The following is a 20514-nucleotide window of genomic DNA, read 5'->3' on the forward strand; positions in this document are numbered from 1 at the left end:
ACTTAGCGCTACTGTCTAGTGGTAATCAGTTCTACTAGGTAGTGGAGGCGCCGTGGGCCGGCAGATGACCGAGATGCTCAAGGGCACGTTGGAGGGGATCGTTCTCGCGGTGCTCGCCGAACGTCCGGCATACGGCTACGAGATCACCGCGTGGCTGCGGGAGCAGGGCTTCACCGACATCGCCGAGGGCACGGTGTACGCACTGCTCGTGCGCATCGAGCAGCGTGGTCTCGTCGACGTGGAGAAGGTCCCTTCGGAGAAGGGGCCGCCCCGCAAGGTCTATTCGCTCAACGCCGACGGCCGCGGCTACCTGGAGGAGTTCTGGACGACCTGGGGCTTTCTGTCCCGACGACTAGATCAGCTTCGTGAAGGAGGCAGTCGACATGAGTGATCAGCGGAAGAAATGGATCGAAGTGGTCACCGGCCCACTCGACCAGAAGAAGGCGTACCGGCAGGCCAAGAAACGGATCGATTCGTTGCCGCAGCCGTACCGCTCCGCCGCGCAGGCGTTCAACCGTTATATCGCCTACGGCGGCGGCGTCACCGACGGCGACACGATCGTGGCGATGTGGGCCGACCTCGCCGACATGTGGGAACGTGCCGCCCTCGACGCCACCCCCGTGCGCGAGGTGGTCACCGACGACCCGGTCGGATTCGCCGAGAGCTACGTCGATGCCTACGGGGGCAAGCGATGGATCGACAAGGAGCGCGAACGCTTCACGGCTGCGATCGACGACGCCGAACGGGAGCAGTCATGACCGCCGCACACGCACCGGCCATCGAGGTCCGCGATCTGCGGAAATCCTTCGGCGACAACGAGGTCCTGCGCGGCGTCGACTTCGCCGTGGCGCGGGGCGCCGTCACCGCGCTCCTCGGGTCCAACGGCGCCGGGAAGACGACGATCGTGAAGATCCTCGCCACCCTCCTGCCCGCCGACGGCGGGACGGCCAGCGTCGACGGGCACGACGTCGGCACCGCGGCCCGGCGCGTGCGCGAGTCGATCAGCCTGACCGGTCAGTTCGCCGCCGTCGACGAGATCCTCACTGGCCGCGAAAACCTGGTGCTGATCGCCCGACTCCGCCACCTGGACGACCCCGGTGCCGTCGCCGACGAACTGCTCGAGCGGTTCGACCTCGTCGGCGCGGGCTCGCGGGCGGTGTCCACCCACTCCGGCGGTATGCGCCGCCGACTCGACATCGCGATGAGCCTCGTCGGCGATCCGTCGGTGATCTTCCTCGACGAGCCGACCACCGGACTCGACCCGCAGGCCCGCCAGGCGGTCTGGGAGACGATCACCGCCCTCGCCGAGGGCGGCACCACGGTCCTGCTCACCACCCAGTACCTCGACGAGGCCGAGCAGCTCGCCGACCGCATCGTCATCCTGCACGGCGGAAAGATCATCGCCGACGGGACCTTCACCGAACTCAAGCGCGTGCTCCCGCCGGTCAAGGTCGAGTACGTGGAGAAGCAACCCACCCTGGAAGAAGTGTTCTTCGCGATCATCGGAGGTGACGCAGATGTCTGACAACCATTTCGCCGGCGATACCGCCGTCCTCACCGGGCGGTCGGTGCGGCACATCCTGCGCAGCCCGGACACCATCATCACGACCGCGATCATGCCGATCGCGATGCTCCTGCTGTTCGTCTACGTCTTCGGCGGCGTGGTCAAGACCACCTCGCCCCACTACGTGGACTACCTGCTGCCCGGGATCCTCGTCATCACCATCGCCTCCGGTATCTCCTACACGGCCTTCCGCCTGTTCCTCGACGTGAAGAGCGGCTTCGTCGAGCGCCTCGGGTCCATGCCGATCGGACGGTCGTCGGTGCTGTGGGCGCATGTGCTGACCTCGATCGTGGCCAACACCGTCGCGGTGGCCATCGTGGTCGCGGTGGCCGTCGCGATCGGCTTCCGGTCCGGCGCCGGCGTCGGCGCCTGGCTGGCGATCATCGGGATCCTGCTGTTGCTCACCTTCGCGCTGACCTGGCTCGCGGTGATCCCGGGGTTGCTGGCGAAATCACCCGACGGTGCGAGCGCTTTCGCCTATCCGCTGATCTTCCTGCCCTTCGTCAGCTCGGCCTTCGTGCCGACCGCGTCCATGCCCGGACCGCTGCGGGCATTCGCCGAGCACCAACCGGTGACCGGCATCGTCAACTCGATTCGCGCGCTGTTGGCACAGCAGCCCGTCGATTCCGGCGACCTGTGGACCGCGCTCGGCTGGAGCGCCGCGATCCTCGTCGTCGCGATGGGGGTGGCGACGTGGCTGTTCCAGCGCAAGGCCCTGTAGCGGCCGGGATCAGGCCCCGACGGTGACCTCTTGTCCGGTGACGTTGCGGCTGTCGGAGGAGGCGAGGAACAGGATCACGTCGGCGACTTCGCCCGGCTCGCCGTCGCGGTCGAACATGCGCTTGGACCGGTAGGAGTCGACATACTCCGGGTCGACGCCGGCGGTCAGCCGCTCGTTCCAGATGAGCCCGGGCAGCACGGCGTTGCACCGGATGCCGACCGCCGTCCCCTCGTAGGCGAGGGCGTGGGTGAGTCCGAGGACTCCGCCCTTGGCGGCCGCGTAGGAGACCTCGCCGAACGGGGACGGCCGACGCGCGGCCAGCGACGACACGTTGACGATGGCGGCAACCGACGACTCTGTCAGCAGCGGCCATGCGGCCCGCGCGTGCAGGAAGTGCGACGTGAGGGAGGCGCCCAGCACCCCTTGCCACACGTCGAGCGGGGTGTCGGGGAACGGTGCCAATCGGTTCAGCCCGACGCTGTTGACCAGCACGTCGAGCCGCCCGAAGCGCTCGGCGACATCGGCGAACAGCGCCGCGACATGCTCCTCGTCGCCGGCATCCCCGGCGACGGCCAGCAACCTCTCGGCCGGGTGGTGCTCGCGCAGATCGTCGAGGAACACCTCCAACCGGCGCGCGCTGACGTCGGAGAAGGCGACGCTGGCGCCCTCGTCGAGCAGTCGCCGGACCGTCTCGCCGCCGATCCCGGCGCCCGCCGCCGCGTTGACCACGGCGACCATGCCGTCGAACCTTCCCATCAGAGCACCTCCGCCACTCGTGCCGGCGTGAACGAGTACTCAGTCGGATCGGCCTCTCGGGTCATCCGCCACCAGTCGACGACCCGCCACGGATTGGCGACCAGCACCCGCCCGCGCGAATTGCGGTAGTAGGTGTCGAACCCGGGGTGGCTCCAGATCATGTGCGAGTGCGCCTCGTCCACGTCGTCGTTGTACTTCTGCGCGACGTCGCGGCGGACCTCCACCGAGCCGGCGCCGGCGGTGAACATCTGCGTCAGCAGGCTCATCGTGTAGCGCATCTGGCATTCGAGGTAGTAGATGAGGCTGCCGCCGTGACCGGCCTGGGTGTTCGGGCCGTAGAGGCAGAACAGGTTGGGGAAGTCCGGGACGGTGGTGCCCAGGTAGGCGTTGGCATCGTCGTCGCCCCACTGCTCGCGCAGCGTCCTGCCCGAGCGGCCGGTGAGTTCGAGTGAGGAGAGGAAGTTGACCACGTCGAAGCCGGTGGCGTAGACGATCACGTCGACCTCGTACTCCTTGCCCGAGGCCGTGCGCACCCCGGTGGGGGTGATCGACGTGATGGCGTCGGTGACCAATTCGACGTTGTCGCGGCGCAACGTGCGGTACCAGCCGTTGTCCAGCAGGATCCGTTTGCCGAACGGGGGATAGGTCGGCACCACCTTCTCGACGAGGTCGTCGCGGCCGTCCAACTCCGTCTCGATGTAGCGGGTGAAGAACCGTCGGTGCCCCTCGTTGGCGGCGTTGATCGACCGGTCCTGGTGCGGCCACGTCGGATCGACCTGTAGCGCCTCGTAGAGGGTGTCGTTGAGGACCCAGGCCAGGCGCTGGCGGTACCACGCGCGGTAGAGTGGCACCTCGCGCAACAGGAAGCGGACAGGGTCGGGGACCTCGACGCGGAACTTCTCGAACGGCGCGACCCAATGGGCGGAGCGCTGGAAGACGGTCAGCGAGGAGACCGACGGCGCGATCGCCGGGACGATCTGCATCGCGCTCGCGCCGTTGCCGATGACGGCGACCCGCTTGCCGGCGACGTCGAAATCCGCCGACCACAGCGCGGTGTGCACCGTCTCGCCGGTGAAGGAGTCCATGCCGGGGATCGTCGGCAGCTTGGGTTTGCCGAAGGCCCCGACCGCGCTGATCACGATATTCGACGTGAGTTCCTCGGCGCTTCCGTCGGGGCCGACGATGCTCACCCGCCACCTCTGCGCGTCCTCGTCCCAACTCGCCGCTGTCACCTCGGTGCGCAGGCGGGTCACCGACGCCATGTCCCACGTCTTCCCGACCTGCTGCAGGTAGACCTGCAGTTCGTCGCGAGTCGCGTAGTAATACGGCCAATCGGAGTTCGCCGCCGCGAACGAGTACAGGTGACTGGGCACGTCGACGCCGCAGCCGGGGTAGCGGTTGTGCCACCAGGTGCCGCCGATCTGTTCGCCGCGCTCGATCACGGTGACGTCGATGCCGGCGTTGCGCAGCTCGTGCGCGGCGAGCATGCCGGAGATACCGGCGCCGATCACGATTGCCGAGAATCCCGGCGGTGCCGCCGGAATGTCGTGCAGCCATTGCGGGTCGCCGCCGAGTGCGGCCATGTCGTCGGCGATCATCGGACCGTATTCGGTCGGCACGGGTTCGCCGATCGCGACGGCGAGCATCCGGGTGTAGAGCGCCTCGTCGGGTTCGGCGATGGCGACCGGGGCCCCGGCTCGCCAGGCGCTGATCGCGTCGGCCGCGGCGGAGCGGATCTCGTCCTGGATCTCGACGGGCAGCCCGCCGCTGTCGTTCTCGCTCAGGCCCCGACCGCGCTCGGGTCGGTACGGGGCGTCGAGCCACCCGAGGTCGCCGGTGAGCTGTACCAGCACCATCAGCAGGGTTGGCACGTTCGCGTCGCGCACAGCGGCGCGCACGATCGAATCGAAGTCGTCGCTTCCGGTAGTCGTCATTTCCCGGCTCATCCGTTCACCATGCGGTCGCGTCCGGCCCAGAACTTCTCCTTGACCTCGCGACGGAGGATCTTGCCGGTTCCGGTCTTCGGCAGGTCGTCGACGAATTCGATGCTGCGCGGCCGCTTGTAGGCGGCGATGTGGGCGAGGCAGGCCTGCTCGACCTCCGCGGCGGTGACCTCGGCGCCCGGGCGCACCGACACCACGGCGTGGACGGTTTCACCCCACTGCTCCGACGGGATGCCGACGACCGCGACCTCGGCGACGCCCGACACCGTGTAGATGGCGTTCTCCACCTCGGTCGGATAGACGTTGAACCCGCCGGACACGATCATGTCTTTCTTCCGGTCCACGACGTGGAGGTAGCCGTCGCGCAGCTGCCCGACGTCGCCGGTGGCGATCCAGCCGCCCGGCAGGACGGTTTTGGCGGTCTCCTCCGGCAGATTCCAGTAGCCGAGCATCCCGGCGTCGCCGCGCACCTGGATTTCGCCGGGTTCCCCGACGGGTACCGGCTCGTCGTTCGCGTCGGTCAGGCGGTACTCGACGAAGGGGCTGACGTGGCCGGCGGATGCCAGCCGGTCGGGCACCTCGCCGTCGGGGTCGAAGACGTGGTCCTGCTTGCTCAGGTAGGTGTTGAACGGCATCTCGGTGAGGCCGTAGGACTGTAGGAACACGGCTCCCAACAGGCGGAAGGCGCGCGCGAGGCGGTCCGGCGCGATGGGGGAGCCGCCGTAGACGACGGTGTGCACACTCGACAGGTCCGCGTCGGTCTTCTCCAGCACCGGGAGGATCATGTTGATCATCGTCGGCACCAGCGGCAACACCGTGGCCCGGTGTTTCGCGACGATCGACACGTATTCCTCCGCGTCGAATGATGCCACCGCCACGTGGCTGGCCCCGCGCAGGAAGTAGGCCATCATCGCGTACCCGGACAGGTGCGTCACCGGTGCGACGTGGACCAGCACATCCGCCGACGAGGCGCCCGGCGTCTCGACGAGCATGTTGCGCAGGATCGCCAGCAGGCTGCGGTGGGTATGCATGACCCCTTTGGGGCGTCCGCTGGTGCCGGAGGTGTACGGCATCCAGGAGAGGTCGTCGGGGGAGATGTCGATGTCGGGCGCCGGCTGTGCGTCGAGGAGATCGGCGAAGGGGACGACCTTCTCGTCGTGGCTCGTGTCGAAGCCGATGATCGGGCCGGGGAAGTCGCGCAGCACGGGCAGGAGGGCGTCGAGTCGTTCGCCGTCGGCGATGACCGCCCGTGCGCCGCAGTCGTCGATGATCTCGGCCAGCTCGTGGGCGTGGAGGCGATAGCTCAGCGCGACGCGGACGAAGCCGCCGATCGCCAAGGCGTGGTCGACGGTGAAGCACTCGTCGCGGTTCGTCGTGACGACGGCGACGCGGTCACCCTTCTCGATCCCCCGTGCGCGCAGGCCGCCGACCAGGCGTCGTGCGGCATCGCCGAGTTCGGCATAGGTCGTGACGCTGCCATCGGCGTGGCGGACAGCGGGGCGATCGGCGTATTCGACGTAGTTGCGGCGGAAGACGCTGGCGATCGTCGGTGCCGCCGCGGGGTCGTATTCGGGCACGAACTTCCTCCTCGGACTGGTTTGTATATCGTATACTATCACTCGGAAGTGGTGTGCACCACATGATTCCGGGGTGACCCAAAGGGTGGATGGCGGCGAGTGGCCGACGGTAGCTCCGGCCTCGGGGTTACTGTATGCGGTATCCCCCCGGGGCCTCTCGAGGGGCGTGGTCCCCGCCGTCGCGAAGGAGCAACTTGTGAAGCCCGCCGTTGCATTGCCGCAGAGTCTGAAGCAAGTGGCGGTCGAGGAGATCCGCCGCCGGATCTTCGCCCGGGAACTCGCGGCCGGCAGCCGGATAGAGCAGGAGGCCCTTGCCGAGCAGATCGGGATGAGCAAGATTCCCGTCCGGGAGGCGATCTCGGCGCTGGTCGCCGAGGGGCTCGTCGAGGTGTTCCCGCGGCGCGGGGCCTTCGTCGTCAGTCTTTCGCGGCAGGACATCGAGGACCACTACTGGATGCTGGCCCGAATCTCCGGGCATGCGGCCGCACGCGCCGCGGCCGTCGTCTCCGACGCGACGCTGGCCCAGCTCGAGACCACCCTGGACGCACTGCAGGCGACCGACGACGACGATGAGCGCGCCCGGCTCGCCGCCTCCTTTCACGCGATCATCAACCAGGCCGCCGGATCGCGTCGGATGAACAGCGTCCTGCGCACCCTGGGGAGCCCGATCCCGCTGGACTTCTACGACTCCAACCCCGACGCCCACGCGCATGACGAGCACCGGGCACTACTCGACGCCCTGATCGCCCACGACCCCGACCGGGCCAGGGCCGCGATGGACGCGCACTTCGAGAACGGGGCCGCCGAGGCGATCGCGGCATTGGAGCGCTCCGGTTTCTGGGCCGACGGCGACGAGGCCTCCTAGCCGTACGCGCCTCCGCCTTGGCTCGGGTGGTCTCGATGATCTCATCGGTGTTCGCGCAATCGGCCGCAGATTGAATAATGATCGTATACAGTATCTGCCAGACGAAGGATGGGCCGCTCGGGTGGCGACAGATAGGAGGCCGTGGAGATGACGACTGATCTGACCGGGAAATCGGTGCTGGTCACCGGCGCGGCCGGAGCGATCGGCGGTGAAATCTGCCGCTCGGCGCTAGCCGCCGGCGCGAAGGTCGCGATGACCGACATCGATGCGGATGCCTTGGAACGCCGAGCGACGGAGCTCGGCGGGGAGGACCGCGTGGCGACCTTCACCGCCGATCTGACCGACGACGAGCAGGCCACCGCGCTGCCGGCGCGGGTGGCGCAGCGATTCGGCGCCCTCGACGTCCTGGTCAACAACGCCGGAGCACGTGGCGTCAAACCCCTGCTCGACATCGAACCCGACGAGTGGCGGCGCACCCTCGACATCGACCTCACTGCTCCCTTCGTCCTGTCGAAGGCGGCGATCCCGCTGATGGCCGAGCAGGGCCGCGGCAAGATCGTCAACGTCGCGTCGATGGCCGGCCTCGCCGCCTTCCGCGACCGCGCCGCCTACAGCGCGGCCAAGGCCGGTGTCATCATGCTGACCAAGGTGATCGCCGTCGAATACGGCGAGCAGGGCATCTGGTGCAACGCGGTGGCGCCCGGCGTGGTGGAGACGCCCATGACCGCCGGCTACTTCGCCGACGACGACTCCACCGCGTCGATCCGCGCGAATACGCCCATGCGGCGTTGGTGTCAGCCCGACGAGATCGTCGGACCCGTCCTCTATCTGGCCGGCTCCGGCTCCGACTTCGTCAACGGGATCGTGATCCCCATCGACGGCGGGTGGACCGCCGGATACGTGGGCGCCGAGCTGTCGCCGCGCCCGAAGCAGAAGTGAGGAAAGCCATGGACGAGAAGCGATTGCGGGAACTCTCCGACAAGCAGGAGATCGCCGACCTATTGCTCGTGTACTGCCGCGGGATCGACCGGTGCGAACCCGAGCTGGTGAAGTCGACGTTCTGGGAGGACGCCTTCGACAACCACGGCAGCTCCGCGGCGCCGGCCCACGAGTTCGCCGATGCGATCGTCCAATCGAAGTTGGACACCACCGAGACCGTCACGCACATGGTGACCAACCACCTCGTCGAAGTCGACGGCGACGTCGCGTTCTCCGAGGCCATCGTCCTGTCCTTCCAGAAGCAGATCGGCGCCGAGGAGACCAGCATCTTCTGCGGGCGCTACGTCGACCGGGTCGAGCGCCGCGGCGGGGTGTGGAAATTCGCCTACCGGCAGATGATCCGCGATTGGAGCGGGTCGACGGTCCTCGCGCCCTGGGCGCTGTCCAGCGTCAAGGCCGGCGGCTTCTTGGAGGGCGGTCGCGGTGCCGACGACTTCGTCACCGGCGAGGGGCGCGGGCGCCTCCTGCGCGACGAGATGCCCCGCGGCTGATCGAGGAGGACACGGATGGTCCCGAAGACGTCGCGCGCGGCCGTGCAGGTCGCCGACCGCACCTACGAGATGCAAGAGTTCGCGATCCCCGAGATCGGTCCCGACGAGGCGATTCTGCGCGTCGAGGCCTGTGGCATGTGTGGCAGCGACGTCGAGCAGTACGACGGCGGGTTTCGTGCCATCGGCATCGAGTACCCGCTGATCCCGGGCCACGAGCCGCTCGGGCGGATCGCCGCGATCGGCGAGGACGCCGCCAAGCGCTGGGGTGTGACCGAGGGCGACCGGGTCGCCATCGAGCCGCTGCTCGGTTGCGGGACCTGTGAATCCTGCCTCCTGGGCAACTACCGTCGCTGCACGGCGGGCGCGGCGATCGAGGCCTACGGCTACCTGCCCACCGATCGCGCGCCCAGCCTGTGGGGCGGGTACTCGGAGTACATGTACCTGGCGCCGCGGACCATCGCGATGAAACTCGATCCCGATCTGCCGCTGGAGCTGGCCGCGATCTACCAGCCGATGGCCGCCGGGGTGCGCTGGGCCGCACAGGATTCCGGCCTGAGCCTGGGCGACACCATCCTCATCATGGGCTGCGGCCAGCGCGGACTGTGCGGCGTGGTCGCGGCGCGCGAGGCCGGTGCCGGGAAGATCATCGTCACCGGGCTCGCCAAGGACCGTCACAAATTGGCGCTGGCCCGCGAATTCGGCGCCGACCTCACGATCGCCGTCGACGAGGAGGACACCGTCGAAGCGGTCCGCGAGTTCACCAAGGGGCGCGGAGTCGACATCGCCGTCGACGTCTCCGCCGTCGCGACCCAGCCCATCGTCGACGCCGTCGAACTCGTCCGTCCGGGTGGCACCATCGTCCTCGCGGGCGTCAAGGGCTCCGGACACGAGGTGAGCCTGGTGCCGGACAAGATCACCAAGAAGGAACTCACCGTCAAGGGCATGTGGTCGCAGGACATCCGCGCGTTCGAACCCGCGCTGCGGCTCATCGAGTCCCGCAAGTACCCGCTGGAGAAGATGCACACCCACTCGTTCGGACTCGACGAGGTGCCGCTGGCCGTCGAGACCCTGGCCGGCCGCGTGCCGGGCGAAGAGGCCGTGCACGTCATGGTCGTGCCGGACTGAGCGGGGTCTGCTCAGTCCAGGTCGTCGAAGCTGGTGATCTTCGGCGCGGGGGGAAGCGTCACGACGGCACCCGCGTAGCTCAGGCCGGCGCCGAAGCCCAGCAGCAACGCGGTCTGGCCGCCCTTCGCCTTCCCGGTCGCGAGCATCTCCTCCATGGCCAGCGGGATCGAGGCGGCCGAGGTGTTGCCGGTGTTCTCGATGTCGTTCGCCATCGGCAGGTCGTCGGGGAAGCCGAGGTTCTTCTTCATCAGCTCGCTGATCCGGGCATTCGCCTGGTGGGGGATGAACACCTCGATGTCGGCGGTGCTGACGCCGGCCAACTCCATCGTCGAGGTCAGCGCCTTCGGGAGCGTGATGGCGGCCCAGCGGAACACCCGCGGCCCCTCCATCGTGACGACCATCCGACCGACCGGATCGGTCTGCGGGTCCTTGTCCTGGTACTCCTGCGCCCGGTCCATGTACTCGGGGATGTCGTAGTTCTGCGAGATCGCCTCGGCGTTCTCGCCGTCGGAGCCCCACACCGTCGGCGAGATCCCGTTCTCGTCGCTCGGCCCGACGACGACGGCACCCGCGCCGTCACCGAAGATGAAGGCGGTGTTGCGGTCGGTGGGCTCCATGACGACCGACATCGTCTCCACACCGATGACCAGGACGTATTCCGCGGTGCCGGCGCGCACCGTATCGGCGGCGATGCCCAGGGCGTAGCCGAAGCCGCCGCAGCCCGCGGCCACGTCGAATGCGGGGATGCCGTTGAGGCCGATGTCGTGGGCGACGATGGGGCCGCCGTGCGGGATCTTCGTCTTCCAACTGCCGGTGGCGAGGATCAGGGCGCCGATCTTCTCCTTGGCCACACCGGAGTTCGCGATGGCGCGTTCCGCCGCGGTGGCGGCCAGGGTCCTGGCCGATTCGTCGCCCGAGATCCAACGGCGGTTGCGCACCCCGCTGCGCTCGTAGATCCACTCGTCGGAGGAGTCGAGGACCTGGCAGACCTCGTCATTGCTGACCAGCCGTTTCGGGCGACAGGCGCCGATGCCGAGCATCGCCACATTCGTCCGACCGGGATTGGCTGCCAGATTTGCCACGTTGCACTCCTCGATGGTCACGCCGCGCGGACACGCCGATGCGGCAGAAACAGTCTACTTTTGTGCGGCCCGAAGGCCGTATACCCGCGGGCCCAAGGGCCCGCGGCGGGTTACCACGCGTGAACGGTGTTCTGCGCGGATTCCAGGCCGTCTGCGACGAACAGCGCGGTCGCATCGGCACCGTTGGTGATCAGCAGTTCGACGGTGTCGCGGTCGCGAGCGGCGAACGGCTTGAGTACGAAATCGGCCGGGTCCTGCCGACCGGGCGGGCGGCCGATGCCCAACCGGACACGGCCGTAGTCGCGGGTGCCCAATACCGAGGTCAGCGAGCGCAGGCCGTTGTGACCGCCCTCGCCGCCCCCGACCTTGAGGCGGACCAGTCCGAAGTCGATGTCGAGCTCGTCGTGGAGCGCGATCACATCGGTGGGGGCCACCGAATAGAACTTCGCCAGCGGTCCCAGGTTTCGTCCGCACTCGTTCATGTACGTGCGTGCCTTCGCCAGTAGGACTTGTTCGCCGGCCAGTGTGATCGACGCCGTTTCGGCCCCGGACTTCTTGTGCGTCGACCACCTCGCCCCGTTGTCGGAGGCGAGGCGGTCGACGACCATGAAACCGATGTTGTGGCGCGTCTTCTCGTAGCGGGGCCCGGGATTGCCCAGCCCCACGACGAGTTTCATGTCTGACGCTCCACCGGCGTTATCGGACGAGGAATTACTCGCCGGCTTCCTCGGCGGGTGCCTCGGCAGCGGCGTCGCCCTCGGCGGCGTCACCCTCGGCAGCCTCGTCATCGGTGGGCTCGGCGGCGGCCTTGGCCTCGTGGACGGCGACGATGAGGGTTTCCGGCGCGGCGATCAGGGTGGTGCCGGCGGGCAACTCCAGATCGGAGGCGTGGATCGAGGTGCCCGGAGTCGCGCCCTCGACCGAGACGGTGATCTGCTCGGGGATCGACAGGGCGTCGGCCTCGACCTGCAGGGTGTTCGCGTCCTGGGTGACGACGGTGCCGCTCTGGGCGTCGCCCTCGACGACGATGACGACGTCGACGGTGACCTTCTCGCCGCGGCGGACGATCAGGAAGTCGGCGTGCTCGATGTAGCTCTTGATCGGGTGGACGTCGATCTGCTTGGTCAGGGCGAGCTGGCTCTTGCCGTCGATGTCGAGGTCGATGACGACGTTGGTGCCGTTGTTGCGCAGGATCGCGGCGAAGTCGCGGGCCGGCACGGTCAGGTGGCGGGGGGCCTCGCCGTGGCCGTAGATGACGGCGGGGACGTTGCCGTCGCGACGGATGCGGCGGGCGGCGCCCTTGCCCTTCTCCTCGCGCAGGTTGGCGGTGAGCTTCGGTGCGGACGACGATGCGGCCATGATTGTTCTCCTCGGTGAACGGTGGTGGTTCGGGCGGGCCACGACGGGCACCACCGAGGAGCTTCTGCGACGACGCGCAGGGAACCGACTCAGTCGCGCCGATAACGGTGAATCCGCTTCACCCTCGCCGTGACAACCCCCACACAGTAGCCGGTCGATTAGCTTCTTGGCGAATCTAACCTTGTCGGCCCACCCGCGCGATCACCAGACTGGCCTCCATTCGACAACGGTCGATGGCAGTTCCCGCCGTCGGCCGCACCAAGGAGTGTTTTCGCTGATGGTAGATCTCAAACGCGCTTTCGCGGTCGTCCTCGCGGCAGGTTCCGTCGCGGTCTGTGCCGTGTGGCCGGCGCCCGCGTCTGCGGCTCCGACGCGCATTGACGGTCTGTTCGGCATCGCCGCCGGATCGTGTGCCGGTGGATCGGTCACCGGTTCCTATTTCCGGATGATCCTGCCGGCCGGCACCACCGCGGGCCCCTTCCTCGCGAATGGTGATTCCGAGTGCTCGGACAAGACGATCACGCCGCTCGCGCCGGGGACGTCCGGGGGACTCCGCAGCGGCGGCTATCAGCCGCAACCGGCGGCCGCCTTCGACGCCGCCGGAAACGCCCTGTCGGGCAGCGTCACCCGGCCGGTGAAGTTCTACGGGGTCGGATTCGCGACGGCGACCAACCAGGTGGATCCGCAGACGCGGCAGCCCGCCGGGGTGCCGGCGCTCTACTCGGACAACGGTGCGATCAGCGGCGACCTGAGTGCCTTCGGCGTCACCTGGAACAAGCAGGTGTTCAATCAGGGGGCGCCGAAGCCAGGAGGGGGACTGCCGGGCAAGACCGCGCCGGTACACGGCCAGTACAACCCCCAGACCGGCGACTACGCCATCGAGTGGACCAGCCAGATCGTCGGCGGGCCGTTCAACAACTTCACCGGGCTGTGGCGGCTGGTGGTGGGTGCCACCGCCGCGGAGCCGCCGCCGGACCCGGAACGCGCGGCGCCCCGGGGGCGCAGGCGGCTCCCGGCGCCCCGGCCGCCCCGGGGGCGGCACTGCCCGGCGCGCCGATCACGGTGACCGCGTCGCCGCCGGTGGTGAACAACTCCATCACCGTCGCGCCGGCCAACCGGGGCTTCTGGCAGAGCACCGCGGGCATCGCCACGCTGCTCGGCATCGTCGCCTTGGCCACCGCGGTCCTGACCAATGCCGACCGACTCTTCCACCGGAAGGGCAAGTCCGACCCGGACGCGGATGCCCAGCCGACGCAGGACTATGCAGACGCGGACTACGCCGACCAGCAGTACGCGGGCCAGGACTACGCCGACCAGGACTACGGCGGCGGCTACCCGGGGCAGAACGTCGCGCCGAGTGCCGATCGGTGGGAGCCGGGCACACATGGCTGAGGTGCTGACCCGACCGCCGGAGCCGACCGGGCTCGGGAAACTCGACCTGCCGGACGCCCCGGTCGTCGCGGGCATCCGGGGCGCGGGGGCGGGCGGTCGGCGACGGTGGCCCGCCGTGGCGCTGATCATCCTCGGCGGGATCCTGGTGATCGCCCCGTTCGGCTTGGGCCTGTTCCCCAAAGTTGCGGCCGGACAGCAGATGCTCGACCGGTTCTCCCCGCTGATCACCCAGGACAGTCTGGCGCGCTACGACGCGGATCTGTGCTTCCTGCGGGAGGCCGCGGGGACGGTCGGCCGGATCGACGCGAAGTATCCGGTACCGAGCGGCCGATACCCGGGCGTCGAGGCCTACCGCGCCTCGGCGGCGGGCATCGATCGGCGGGGTACCGCACTGATCGGATCGGTGCGGGAGGGGGTCGGCGATTTCGACCGGCTGTCCTCGGTGGGCGGCTTCGACCGGCTGCCGCTGCTGCTCGTCGCCGCCGGGATCGCGATCGGCGGCGGCGGGATCGCCCTGTTGCGCGCCGACGACCGGGGAGCGCGCATCGGCGCCGCCGTCGCCGCGCTCGCCGGTGCGGGCCTCATCGGTTTCGTCGCGACCAGCGGCGTCCTCGGGATCGCCGGCCCGGCTCAACAGTTGACCGCGAGATTCGCCCCGATCATGAACGAATCCCAGGTCCGCACGCTGCAGACGGACTTCGTCGCCGTCGTCGGCGCGGTGGGCGAGATCGACACCGGGTATCCGGGGACGGCGGTTTCGCCGGGTGACCGCGCCGAATTGGCCCGCCTCAGAGCGCAATGGCCGCCGGCATCGCGCGATCTGGCGGACCTCGTCGGCCAGATCAACGACAACATCCCGAACTATCGGGCCCTCGTCTCGCTCGGGAACATCTCGCCGATCCCCGGGGTGTCGGGGTGGCGGCTGCTGCCCGCCGCCTGCCTGGTGGCGGGCGGCGCGGCGATCGTTCTCGCAATTCTCGGGCTGCGCCCGAATCGGAAGGAAGACATCGAATGACCACCCTGATCAAATCGGCGGCGACCGTCGTCGCGGCGATTCTCGTGGGCGCCGTGACGTCCTGCGCCTCGGGCGGCGGCGCATCCGACGGCGAGCTCGTCGGGCTGTTCCGGTTCTCGCCCGGGGTCGCCCACGGTGCCGAACTCACCGGGACCTGGTTCCGGATGCTGCAACCCGGCGGGACCGTCGCCGACGGCCCGTACATGGCGAACCACAACTCCTCGGCCGACGAGGGGCGCGCGACCCTCCTGCAACCGGGGACCTCCGGCGGTCTGCGGACCGGTGCCTACCAGAGCGAGCCGAGCCCGTCCTTCGGGGCGAACGGGGACTCCTTCGCCGACGCCGTCATCGCGCCGACCAAGTTCTTCGCGGTCCGGTTCGGCGTCTCCACCAACCAATCCGATCCGCAGACGCGGACGGCGGTGGCACCGCCCAAGGTCTCCGCGCACAACGGGAAGCTGACCGCGGACCTCTCGGCCTGGGCGGTGTCGTGGAATGGGCAGGAGTTCAACCAGGGTGCTCCCAAACCGGTGAGCAGCACCGGCGCGGTCGCGCCCGGTCAGCAGGCCGCGGGCCGGGCGTGGGACTGGGTGGCCAACAAATGGCTCGACGTCCCGCCCCAGGCCAAGGTCACCGGAACCGGCGCGACCGGGACCATCGACGGGAACAGGCACTTCGTCCTGACCTGGACGAGTCACATCGACGGCGGGCCGTTCAACGGGTTCACCGGGATCTGGCACCTGGAAGGCGTATTCGAGCCGACCGCCGCCCAGCCGTCGGCGGCGGCGGAGCAGCCCGGGCAGGGGAGCCGATGAGCTCCCGCGCGGTGGTCGCCACGCGCGCGGTGGCGGCGGCCGTGACGTTGACGGCGGCGGCCTCGGCCCTGCAGCACTCGGCGAGCAACAGCGACGCCCGGTACTCCATCACCTCGGCGTCGGTGGCGGCGGTGACCCGCGCGCCGGTCAAGCCGGGCGGGCCGCTCAAGACCCCGCCGCTATCCCTCCCGCCGGGCGGGGGCGGCGGTACCTTGGCCAGTCCGCCGCTGGGCGCGAGCCCCGGGGGGTCCGCGCCGCTCGGCGGTCCGCCACCGGGTGCGCCGGGATCCCCGACCACACCACCGGCCGGGGCCGGCGGAGTTCCCGGGACCGTGCCCGGGGCCCCGGTACTCGACGGAGCCGCCGGTCAGGACTGGCATGCGGACACCAAATGCCCGGACTGGCCCGAACCGCTCCCGCAGCAAAAGGGCGGCCTCTCGTCGATGATCAACCTCGCGCCGATGGCCGGGCCGTTCATGTCCGAGGCCTTCGCGCTCGGCTCGGTGTACCAGCCGGTGCTGTCCGTCGCCGGCCCGCTGCTGGCCGAAATCGAGCCCGTCATCACCGCCAACCTGCCCTGGATCAACCCGCTGATCCAGCAGGTGCAGGCGGTCGAAGCGGTGGTGTTGGAGGCGATCCTGCCCTACTACGGTCCCTACCGGCAGCAACTGCTGCGGATCGAGGGCGACATCGCCCGGGATCTCGCCCCGGTCCTGCAGCGCCTGGCGTCGACGCGTCCGGCCGTTTGCTTCGTCGCCTGGCAGGCCAAGGCCATCCGGGACGCAAAGGGGGGTCGGCTGACCGTTGCCTCGCTGGCGCACCCGGGCGAGCGGGTGCGGCTCTCGCCGGACGGCAAGGCCGAACGTGTCCGCTGACGTCGTCGCCCCCGTCCCCCGACTGGGCACCCCGAACGCGCCGACTGGGCACCCCGAACGCGCCGACTGGGCACCCCGCGCAGGCCGAGCGGTGACGGTCGAAGCCGCCGTCAAAGTGAAGGCCGGGTCCACCGTCTTACACGGCGTGACTTTCAGCGCCCGGCCGGGGCAGGTCACCGCCCTACTCGGGCCCAACGGCGCCGGGAAGACCACCGTTCTGCGGTCGATAGTCGGGCTGGAGCGGCTGACCGGCGGAGCCGTCGGCATCGGTGGCACCCGACTCGCCGACCACCCGTTCCCCGCCCGGGTGGTCGGTGCGGTACTCGACGTCGACGCCTATTCGCCGGTGCGCAGCGCCGCCGATCAGCTCGCGCTGACCGCGACCGCCAGCGGGCTACCGCCGGGGGCTGTCGACCGTGCGTTGCGACTGGTCGGCCTGTCCGAGCACGGTTCGGACCGGATCGGGCGCATGTCCCTCGGAATGCGCCAGCGCCTCGCCCTGGCCGCCGCGTTGATCGGCGAACCCGACGTCCTCGTGCTCGACGAGCCGCACAACGGGCTCGACGCCGGGGCGATCCGCTGGCTGCGCGAGGTGCTGCTGCGCTACGCGCGCAGCGGCCGCACCGTGCTCCTGTCGACCCATCTGCTGTCCGAGGTGGCCGCGCTGGCCGACCGGATCGTCGTGCTCGTCGACGGCGGGGTCGCGGTCGATGCGCCCGCCCACGAGTGGGCGGCGGACCGGCACGACCTCGAGGCGCGGTATCTCGCCACGGTGGGGGAATGGTGAGTGCGACGAGGACGGCGGCCCGGACGTGGGTCGTCGAGTGGCGAAAGCTGGTGAGCACACCGGCCCTCGTACTCGGCTACGCCATCGGCATCGCAGCCGCGCCGCTGACGACGCTGATAGTGCTCAATCACGGTGCGTCGTCGGGGCAGACCACGGTGATGCACCTGGCGATGTCCACCGCGGCGATCCCCGTGCTCGTCTTCGCGCTGTGCGGGGCATATGCGACGACCGTCGAGTACGAGAGCGGCGCGATCGTGTCGAGTCTGCTGGTCGTACCGCACCGGGCCGCGTTCTATACGGCCAAGGTCGGCGCGGTCGCTCTGCTCGCCGCCGTTGCCGCAGCCATCTCCTGGGCGGCGACGATCGCGGTCGTGCTGCTGGCCACCCCGGCGCCCGGTCCGGCGGTGGGGCCGTTGTGGGCGCTGCCGGTCGGCGCCCTCGTCGTCGGCGGGGTGGCGGCGGTGGGCGCCGCGGCCGGGTTCGTCCTGCGGGGAGCGCTCACGACGGCGGTCGCGCTGGTCGTCGCACTACTCGGCCCGCCGGCCCTCGGCCCCGCGCTGGGCGGCGCCCGTCGATGGGTGATCGGCTCCGGACCCGCCGGTGTCATCGCGCAGGCCGTCGGCGCGGACCAGTCGACCGTCGGATGGTCGGTCGGCGCGGCGGTCTTCTCGGTGACCGTCGCCGTGGTGGTGCTGATCGGCTGGCGGGCGTTCGCGACGGCCGACCACTGATCCCCGTAGTACCCGCTGCTCCCGTTGCCTCCGGTGGCGATGCGTAGTTAGGTGGATCCATGACGGACACCGAGCCCGATCCGATCGAGCTGACCAGTGGCTTCCTGCGCAGTCTCGCGTTGTTCCACATCGACGAGGCGCTCGCCGTCGTCGGCGAGGACATCCTGTACGAGAACGTGGGCTTGCCCGCGGTGCGGGGCAAGAAGCAGTTCCGCCGGGCGATGCGGGCCTTCAATAGCGGACCGGTCCGCTTCGACGCGGAGATCCTGCACGCCGCCGTACGCGACGGGATCGTGCTCAACGAGCGCATCGACGTGCTGAGTATCGGCCCGCTGCGCCTGCGGTTCTGGGTGTGCGGACGGTTCGAGGTCCGCGACGGCCAGATCGTCGTCTGGCGCGATTACTTCGACTTCTTCGATTGCACCAAGGCGGTGGTGCGGGGCCTGATCGGCCTGGTGATCCCGTCGGCGGTGAAACCGATTAATTCGTTGACCCGGGGCAGTGTCGTCGCCCTGCCCGGGACGAACTGACCACCGTCGAGTTTGGAGGAAAATATGGCCGACACGTACACGATCTCCCGATCGACCGTCATCGACGCACCCGCGCCGCAGATCTACGCGCGCATCGTCGACCTGCACCGATGGCGGGAATGGTCGCCGTGGGAGGGGCTCGACGCCGATCTGAAGCGGAAGTATTCCGGGGCCGACGAGGGAGTCGGCGCCGCCTACGCGTGGGAGGGCAACCGGAAGGCGGGTCGGGGCAGCATGGAGATCGTCTCCGCCGAGCCGGCGCAGGCCGTCGACGTGGCGGTCGTCTTCGAGAAGCCGATGAAATCCACCAGCACCAGCATGTTCCGGCTCGAACCCGAGGGGTCGTCGACGCGCGTCACGTGGACGATGGTCGGTCCGCATTCGCTGTTCAGCCGGGTCACCGGTCCGATCGGCTTGTTCGACAGGATGCTCGGCAAGGACTTCGAGAAGGGCTTGGCGATGCTCAAAGGCGTCAGCGAGGCGACTGCTTAACGCGATTCAGTCAGAGGATCTCGTCGACGTCCTGGATCGGACGGGCCAGGCGGGCGCCCTTCGCGGTGACCACGAACGGGCGCTCCACGAGCACCGGGTGCGCCACCATCGCGTTGAGGATCTCGTCGTCGGAAGCCTCGGCGAGGTTCAGCTCCTTGTACAGGGGCTCACGCTTGCGGGCGGCCTGCGCCGGGGTGAGCCCCGCTTCGGCGAACAACTCGCCGAGCTGTTCGCGGGTCCACCCCTCGTCGAGGTATTTCACCACCGTCGGCTCGATCCCGGCGTCGCGCAGCTTGTCCAGCGTCTTGCGCGACGTCGAGCAGCGCGGATTGTGATAGATGGTGGCTTCGGTCTCGCTCATCCGACGGTGTCCTAGGCGCTGCCGTTGAACAGGCTGGTGACCGAGCCGTTCTCGAAGACCTCGCGGATCGTCTGCGCCAGCAGCGGCGCGATCGAGAGCACGGTCAGGTTCGCGAAGCGCTTCTCCGGCGGGATCGGCAGCGTGTCGGTCGCGATGACCTCCTTGGCGCCGCAGTTGGCCAGGCGCTCGGCGGCCGGGTCGGAGAACACCCCGTGGGTGGTCGCGATGATGACGTCACCGGCACCGGCGTCCTTGAGGACCTTCACCGCACCGGCGATGGTGCCGCCGGTGTCGATCATGTCGTCGATCAGCACGCAGGTGCGGCCCTCGACGTCGCCGACGACGCGGTTGGCCTTGACCTGGTTGGGGACCAGCGGGTCGCGGGTCTTGTGGATGAAGGCCAGCGGGGCGCCGTTGAGGGCGTCGGCCCACTTCTCGGCGACGCGGACGCGGCCCGAGTCGGGGGAGACGACGCAGATGTTGTCGGTGCCGTACTGCTCGCGGACGTATTCGGCGAGCTGGCCCTGGGCGTGCATGTGGTCGACCGGGCCGTCGAAGAAGCCCTGGATCTGGTCGGTGTGCAAGTCGACGGTGATGATGCGGTCGGCACCGGCGGTCTTGAGCAGGTCGGCGATCAGGCGCGCGGAGATCGGCTCGCGGCCGCGGTGCTTCTTGTCCTGGCGGGCGTAGGGGTAGAACGGCAGGATCACGCTGATCCGCTTGGCCGAGCCGCGCTTGAGGGCGTCGATCATGATCAGCGCCTCCATCACCCACTCGTTGAGCGGGGCGGGGCAGCTCTGCAGGACGAACGCGTCCGAGCCGCGCACCGACTCCTCGAACCGCACGAAGATCTCGCCGTTGGCGAAGTTGCGCGCCGTCTGCGGGGTGACCTTCACACCGAGCTCGGTGGCCACGGCCTCGGCGAGCTCCGGGTGCGCGCGCCCCGAGAACAGCATCAGGTTCTTGCGGTTGTCGACAGTCCAGGTCATGACATTCTCAATCTGCACTCGGTGCGTTCTGGTGGGGCGTGTTCG

The 20514-nt window shown here is 69.2% G+C and carries 25 protein-coding genes; 17 read left to right on the forward strand and 8 right to left on the reverse strand.

Annotated features, from left to right (window positions below; translation table 11 throughout):
- The first annotated feature begins 52 nt into the window (after positions 1–52).
- From HUN08_RS04325 to HUN08_RS04340, 4 genes are read left to right on the forward strand one after another with little or no spacing between them, the layout of a single operon-like run.
- Positions 53–391, forward strand: a complete 339-nt coding sequence (locus HUN08_RS04325) for a PadR family transcriptional regulator (protein ID WP_124248929.1) — start codon at positions 53–55, stop codon at positions 389–391.
- Positions 384–758, forward strand: coding sequence for a DUF1048 domain-containing protein (locus HUN08_RS04330; protein ID WP_124248928.1), 375 nt, complete (start codon positions 384–386; stop codon positions 756–758). Before HUN08_RS04325 ends, HUN08_RS04330 begins: the two co-directional genes overlap by 8 nt.
- Positions 755–1525, forward strand: coding sequence for an ABC transporter ATP-binding protein (locus HUN08_RS04335; RefSeq protein WP_124248927.1), 771 nt, complete (start codon positions 755–757; stop codon positions 1523–1525). Before HUN08_RS04330 ends, HUN08_RS04335 begins: the two co-directional genes overlap by 4 nt.
- The gene (locus HUN08_RS04340; RefSeq protein WP_124248926.1) at positions 1518–2285 is read left to right on the forward strand and encodes an ABC transporter permease; all 768 of its coding nucleotides are present in this window, start codon (positions 1518–1520) and stop codon (positions 2283–2285) included. Before HUN08_RS04335 ends, HUN08_RS04340 begins: the two co-directional genes overlap by 8 nt.
- A gap of 9 nt (positions 2286–2294) precedes the next feature.
- Here the strand turns inward: HUN08_RS04340 and HUN08_RS04345 are convergent, their stop codons facing one another.
- Genes HUN08_RS04345 through HUN08_RS04355 form a run of 3 tightly spaced genes read right to left on the reverse strand, consistent with a single transcriptional unit; the run spans position 2295 to position 6561 of the window.
- The gene (locus tag HUN08_RS04345; RefSeq protein WP_124248925.1) at positions 2295–3041 is read right to left on the reverse strand and encodes an SDR family NAD(P)-dependent oxidoreductase; all 747 of its coding nucleotides are present in this window, start codon (positions 3039–3041) and stop codon (positions 2295–2297) included.
- Positions 3041–4975, reverse strand: a complete 1935-nt coding sequence (locus HUN08_RS04350; protein ID WP_301546883.1) for an NAD(P)/FAD-dependent oxidoreductase — start codon at positions 4973–4975, stop codon at positions 3041–3043. The genes HUN08_RS04345 and HUN08_RS04350 overlap by 1 nt, the downstream gene beginning before the upstream one ends.
- An 8-nt stretch (positions 4976–4983) precedes the next feature.
- On the reverse strand, positions 4984–6561 hold the full coding sequence (locus HUN08_RS04355) for a class I adenylate-forming enzyme family protein (RefSeq protein ID WP_165353457.1): 1578 nt from the start codon (positions 6559–6561) through the stop codon (positions 4984–4986).
- Between the two features lie 196 nt (positions 6562–6757).
- Here HUN08_RS04355 and HUN08_RS04360 point away from each other — a divergent pair, with 196 nt between their 5' ends.
- The 4 genes from HUN08_RS04360 (at position 6758) to HUN08_RS04375 (ending at position 10041) form a co-directional block, all read left to right on the forward strand.
- Positions 6758–7426: a GntR family transcriptional regulator gene (locus tag HUN08_RS04360; protein ID WP_165353456.1), complete on the forward strand. Its 669-nt coding sequence runs from the start codon at positions 6758–6760 to the stop codon at positions 7424–7426.
- Between the two features lie 147 nt (positions 7427–7573).
- Positions 7574–8365, forward strand: a complete 792-nt coding sequence (locus HUN08_RS04365) for an SDR family NAD(P)-dependent oxidoreductase (RefSeq protein WP_124248922.1) — start codon at positions 7574–7576, stop codon at positions 8363–8365.
- An 8-nt stretch (positions 8366–8373) separates the two neighbouring features.
- Positions 8374–8916: a nuclear transport factor 2 family protein gene (locus tag HUN08_RS04370; protein ID WP_124248921.1), complete on the forward strand. Its 543-nt coding sequence runs from the start codon at positions 8374–8376 to the stop codon at positions 8914–8916.
- Positions 8917–8931: 15 nt separating this feature from the next.
- Complete coding sequence (locus tag HUN08_RS04375; protein ID WP_124248920.1) at positions 8932–10041, forward strand: zinc-binding dehydrogenase; 1110 nt, start codon at positions 8932–8934, stop codon at positions 10039–10041.
- Positions 10042–10052: 11 nt separating this feature from the next.
- On the opposite strand, the gene HUN08_RS04380 is transcribed toward HUN08_RS04375, so the two are convergent.
- The 3 genes from HUN08_RS04380 to HUN08_RS04390 all read right to left on the reverse strand — a co-directional run bounded on the left by HUN08_RS04380 (position 10053) and on the right by HUN08_RS04390 (position 12482).
- Positions 10053–11123, reverse strand: a complete 1071-nt coding sequence (locus HUN08_RS04380; RefSeq protein WP_124248919.1) for a beta-ketoacyl-ACP synthase 3 — start codon at positions 11121–11123, stop codon at positions 10053–10055.
- A gap of 110 nt (positions 11124–11233) precedes the next feature.
- Positions 11234–11800: an aminoacyl-tRNA hydrolase gene (pth, locus tag HUN08_RS04385; protein WP_124248918.1), complete on the reverse strand. Its 567-nt coding sequence runs from the start codon at positions 11798–11800 to the stop codon at positions 11234–11236.
- 34 nt (positions 11801–11834) lie between these two features.
- Entirely contained in the window at positions 11835–12482 is a 648-nt protein-coding gene (locus tag HUN08_RS04390; RefSeq protein ID WP_124248917.1) for a 50S ribosomal protein L25/general stress protein Ctc, read from the reverse strand.
- A gap of 277 nt (positions 12483–12759) precedes the next feature.
- Between HUN08_RS04390 and HUN08_RS04395 the strand changes: the two genes are divergently transcribed.
- The 9 genes from HUN08_RS04395 to HUN08_RS04435 are packed head-to-tail and all read left to right on the forward strand — an operon-like array spanning position 12760 to position 19119.
- Positions 12760–13548 carry a hypothetical protein gene (locus HUN08_RS04395; protein WP_174900875.1) on the forward strand — a complete coding sequence of 263 codons (789 nt, stop codon included), beginning with the start codon at positions 12760–12762 and terminating at the stop codon, positions 13546–13548.
- Positions 13545–13874, forward strand: a complete 330-nt coding sequence (locus HUN08_RS04400) for a hypothetical protein (RefSeq protein ID WP_174900876.1) — start codon at positions 13545–13547, stop codon at positions 13872–13874. Before HUN08_RS04395 ends, HUN08_RS04400 begins: the two co-directional genes overlap by 4 nt.
- Positions 13867–14889 (forward strand): hypothetical protein, encoded by a 1023-nt coding sequence (locus tag HUN08_RS04405; RefSeq protein WP_124248495.1) that lies wholly within the window; start codon positions 13867–13869, stop codon positions 14887–14889. Before HUN08_RS04400 ends, HUN08_RS04405 begins: the two co-directional genes overlap by 8 nt.
- Positions 14886–15704: a hypothetical protein gene (locus HUN08_RS04410; protein WP_124248494.1), complete on the forward strand. Its 819-nt coding sequence runs from the start codon at positions 14886–14888 to the stop codon at positions 15702–15704. Before HUN08_RS04405 ends, HUN08_RS04410 begins: the two co-directional genes overlap by 4 nt.
- Positions 15701–16579 (forward strand): hypothetical protein, encoded by an 879-nt coding sequence (locus HUN08_RS04415; protein ID WP_124248493.1) that lies wholly within the window; start codon positions 15701–15703, stop codon positions 16577–16579. The genes HUN08_RS04410 and HUN08_RS04415 overlap by 4 nt, the downstream gene beginning before the upstream one ends.
- On the forward strand, positions 16569–17366 hold the full coding sequence (locus tag HUN08_RS04420; protein ID WP_301546884.1) for an ABC transporter ATP-binding protein: 798 nt from the start codon (positions 16569–16571) through the stop codon (positions 17364–17366). Before HUN08_RS04415 ends, HUN08_RS04420 begins: the two co-directional genes overlap by 11 nt.
- Positions 17360–18097: a hypothetical protein gene (locus HUN08_RS04425; protein WP_165353455.1), complete on the forward strand. Its 738-nt coding sequence runs from the start codon at positions 17360–17362 to the stop codon at positions 18095–18097. The genes HUN08_RS04420 and HUN08_RS04425 overlap by 7 nt, the downstream gene beginning before the upstream one ends.
- A 59-nt stretch (positions 18098–18156) precedes the next feature.
- Complete coding sequence (locus tag HUN08_RS04430; protein ID WP_124248491.1) at positions 18157–18627, forward strand: limonene-1,2-epoxide hydrolase family protein; 471 nt, start codon at positions 18157–18159, stop codon at positions 18625–18627.
- 24 nt (positions 18628–18651) lie between these two features.
- Positions 18652–19119 (forward strand): SRPBCC family protein, encoded by a 468-nt coding sequence (locus tag HUN08_RS04435; RefSeq protein ID WP_124248490.1) that lies wholly within the window; start codon positions 18652–18654, stop codon positions 19117–19119.
- Positions 19120–19129: 10 nt separating this feature from the next.
- Here HUN08_RS04435 and arsC read toward each other — a convergent pair whose 3' ends face one another.
- Both arsC and HUN08_RS04445 read right to left on the reverse strand, forming a co-directional pair.
- Positions 19130–19480 carry an arsenate reductase (glutaredoxin) gene (gene arsC, locus HUN08_RS04440; RefSeq protein ID WP_124248489.1) on the reverse strand — a complete coding sequence of 117 codons (351 nt, stop codon included), beginning with the start codon at positions 19478–19480 and terminating at the stop codon, positions 19130–19132.
- An 11-nt stretch (positions 19481–19491) separates the two neighbouring features.
- A complete protein-coding gene (locus HUN08_RS04445; protein WP_124248488.1) occupies positions 19492–20469 on the reverse strand; it encodes a ribose-phosphate diphosphokinase in 978 nt (325 codons plus the stop codon).
- Between the last annotated feature and the right edge of the window lie 45 nt (positions 20470–20514).

This window comes from Gordonia sp. X0973 (assembly GCF_013348785.1).
Lineage (GTDB): Bacteria > Actinomycetota > Actinomycetes > Mycobacteriales > Mycobacteriaceae > Gordonia.

Bases quoted from the DNA above. Each gene is read 5' to 3' on its own strand.
- HUN08_RS04410 (WP_124248494.1), top strand. From the start codon at position 14,886: ATGACCACCCTGATCAAATCGGCGGCGACCGTCGTCGCGGCGATTCTC.
- HUN08_RS04335 (WP_124248927.1), top strand. From the start codon at position 755: ATGACCGCCGCACACGCACCGGCCATCGAGGTCCGCGATCTGCGGAAA.
- HUN08_RS04330 (WP_124248928.1), top strand. From the start codon at position 384: ATGAGTGATCAGCGGAAGAAATGGATCGAAGTGGTCACCGGCCCACTC.
- HUN08_RS04390 (WP_124248917.1), bottom strand. From the start codon at position 12,482: ATGGCCGCATCGTCGTCCGCACCGAAGCTCACCGCCAACCTGCGCGAG.
- HUN08_RS04350 (WP_301546883.1), bottom strand. From the start codon at position 4,975: ATGACGACTACCGGAAGCGACGACTTCGATTCGATCGTGCGCGCCGCT.
- HUN08_RS04435 (WP_124248490.1), top strand. From the start codon at position 18,652: ATGGCCGACACGTACACGATCTCCCGATCGACCGTCATCGACGCACCC.
- HUN08_RS04395 (WP_174900875.1), top strand. From the start codon at position 12,760: ATGGTAGATCTCAAACGCGCTTTCGCGGTCGTCCTCGCGGCAGGTTCC.
- HUN08_RS04375 (WP_124248920.1), top strand. From the start codon at position 8,932: ATGGTCCCGAAGACGTCGCGCGCGGCCGTGCAGGTCGCCGACCGCACC.
- HUN08_RS04415 (WP_124248493.1), top strand. From the start codon at position 15,701: ATGAGCTCCCGCGCGGTGGTCGCCACGCGCGCGGTGGCGGCGGCCGTG.
- arsC (WP_124248489.1), bottom strand. From the start codon at position 19,480: ATGAGCGAGACCGAAGCCACCATCTATCACAATCCGCGCTGCTCGACG.
- HUN08_RS04430 (WP_124248491.1), top strand. From the start codon at position 18,157: ATGACGGACACCGAGCCCGATCCGATCGAGCTGACCAGTGGCTTCCTG.
- HUN08_RS04370 (WP_124248921.1), top strand. From the start codon at position 8,374: ATGGACGAGAAGCGATTGCGGGAACTCTCCGACAAGCAGGAGATCGCC.
- HUN08_RS04405 (WP_124248495.1), top strand. From the start codon at position 13,867: ATGGCTGAGGTGCTGACCCGACCGCCGGAGCCGACCGGGCTCGGGAAA.
- pth (WP_124248918.1), bottom strand. From the start codon at position 11,800: ATGAAACTCGTCGTGGGGCTGGGCAATCCCGGGCCCCGCTACGAGAAG.
- HUN08_RS04345 (WP_124248925.1), bottom strand. From the start codon at position 3,041: ATGGGAAGGTTCGACGGCATGGTCGCCGTGGTCAACGCGGCGGCGGGC.
- HUN08_RS04340 (WP_124248926.1), top strand. From the start codon at position 1,518: ATGTCTGACAACCATTTCGCCGGCGATACCGCCGTCCTCACCGGGCGG.
- HUN08_RS04445 (WP_124248488.1), bottom strand. From the start codon at position 20,469: ATGACCTGGACTGTCGACAACCGCAAGAACCTGATGCTGTTCTCGGGG.
- HUN08_RS04425 (WP_165353455.1), top strand. From the start codon at position 17,360: ATGGTGAGTGCGACGAGGACGGCGGCCCGGACGTGGGTCGTCGAGTGG.
- HUN08_RS04365 (WP_124248922.1), top strand. From the start codon at position 7,574: ATGACGACTGATCTGACCGGGAAATCGGTGCTGGTCACCGGCGCGGCC.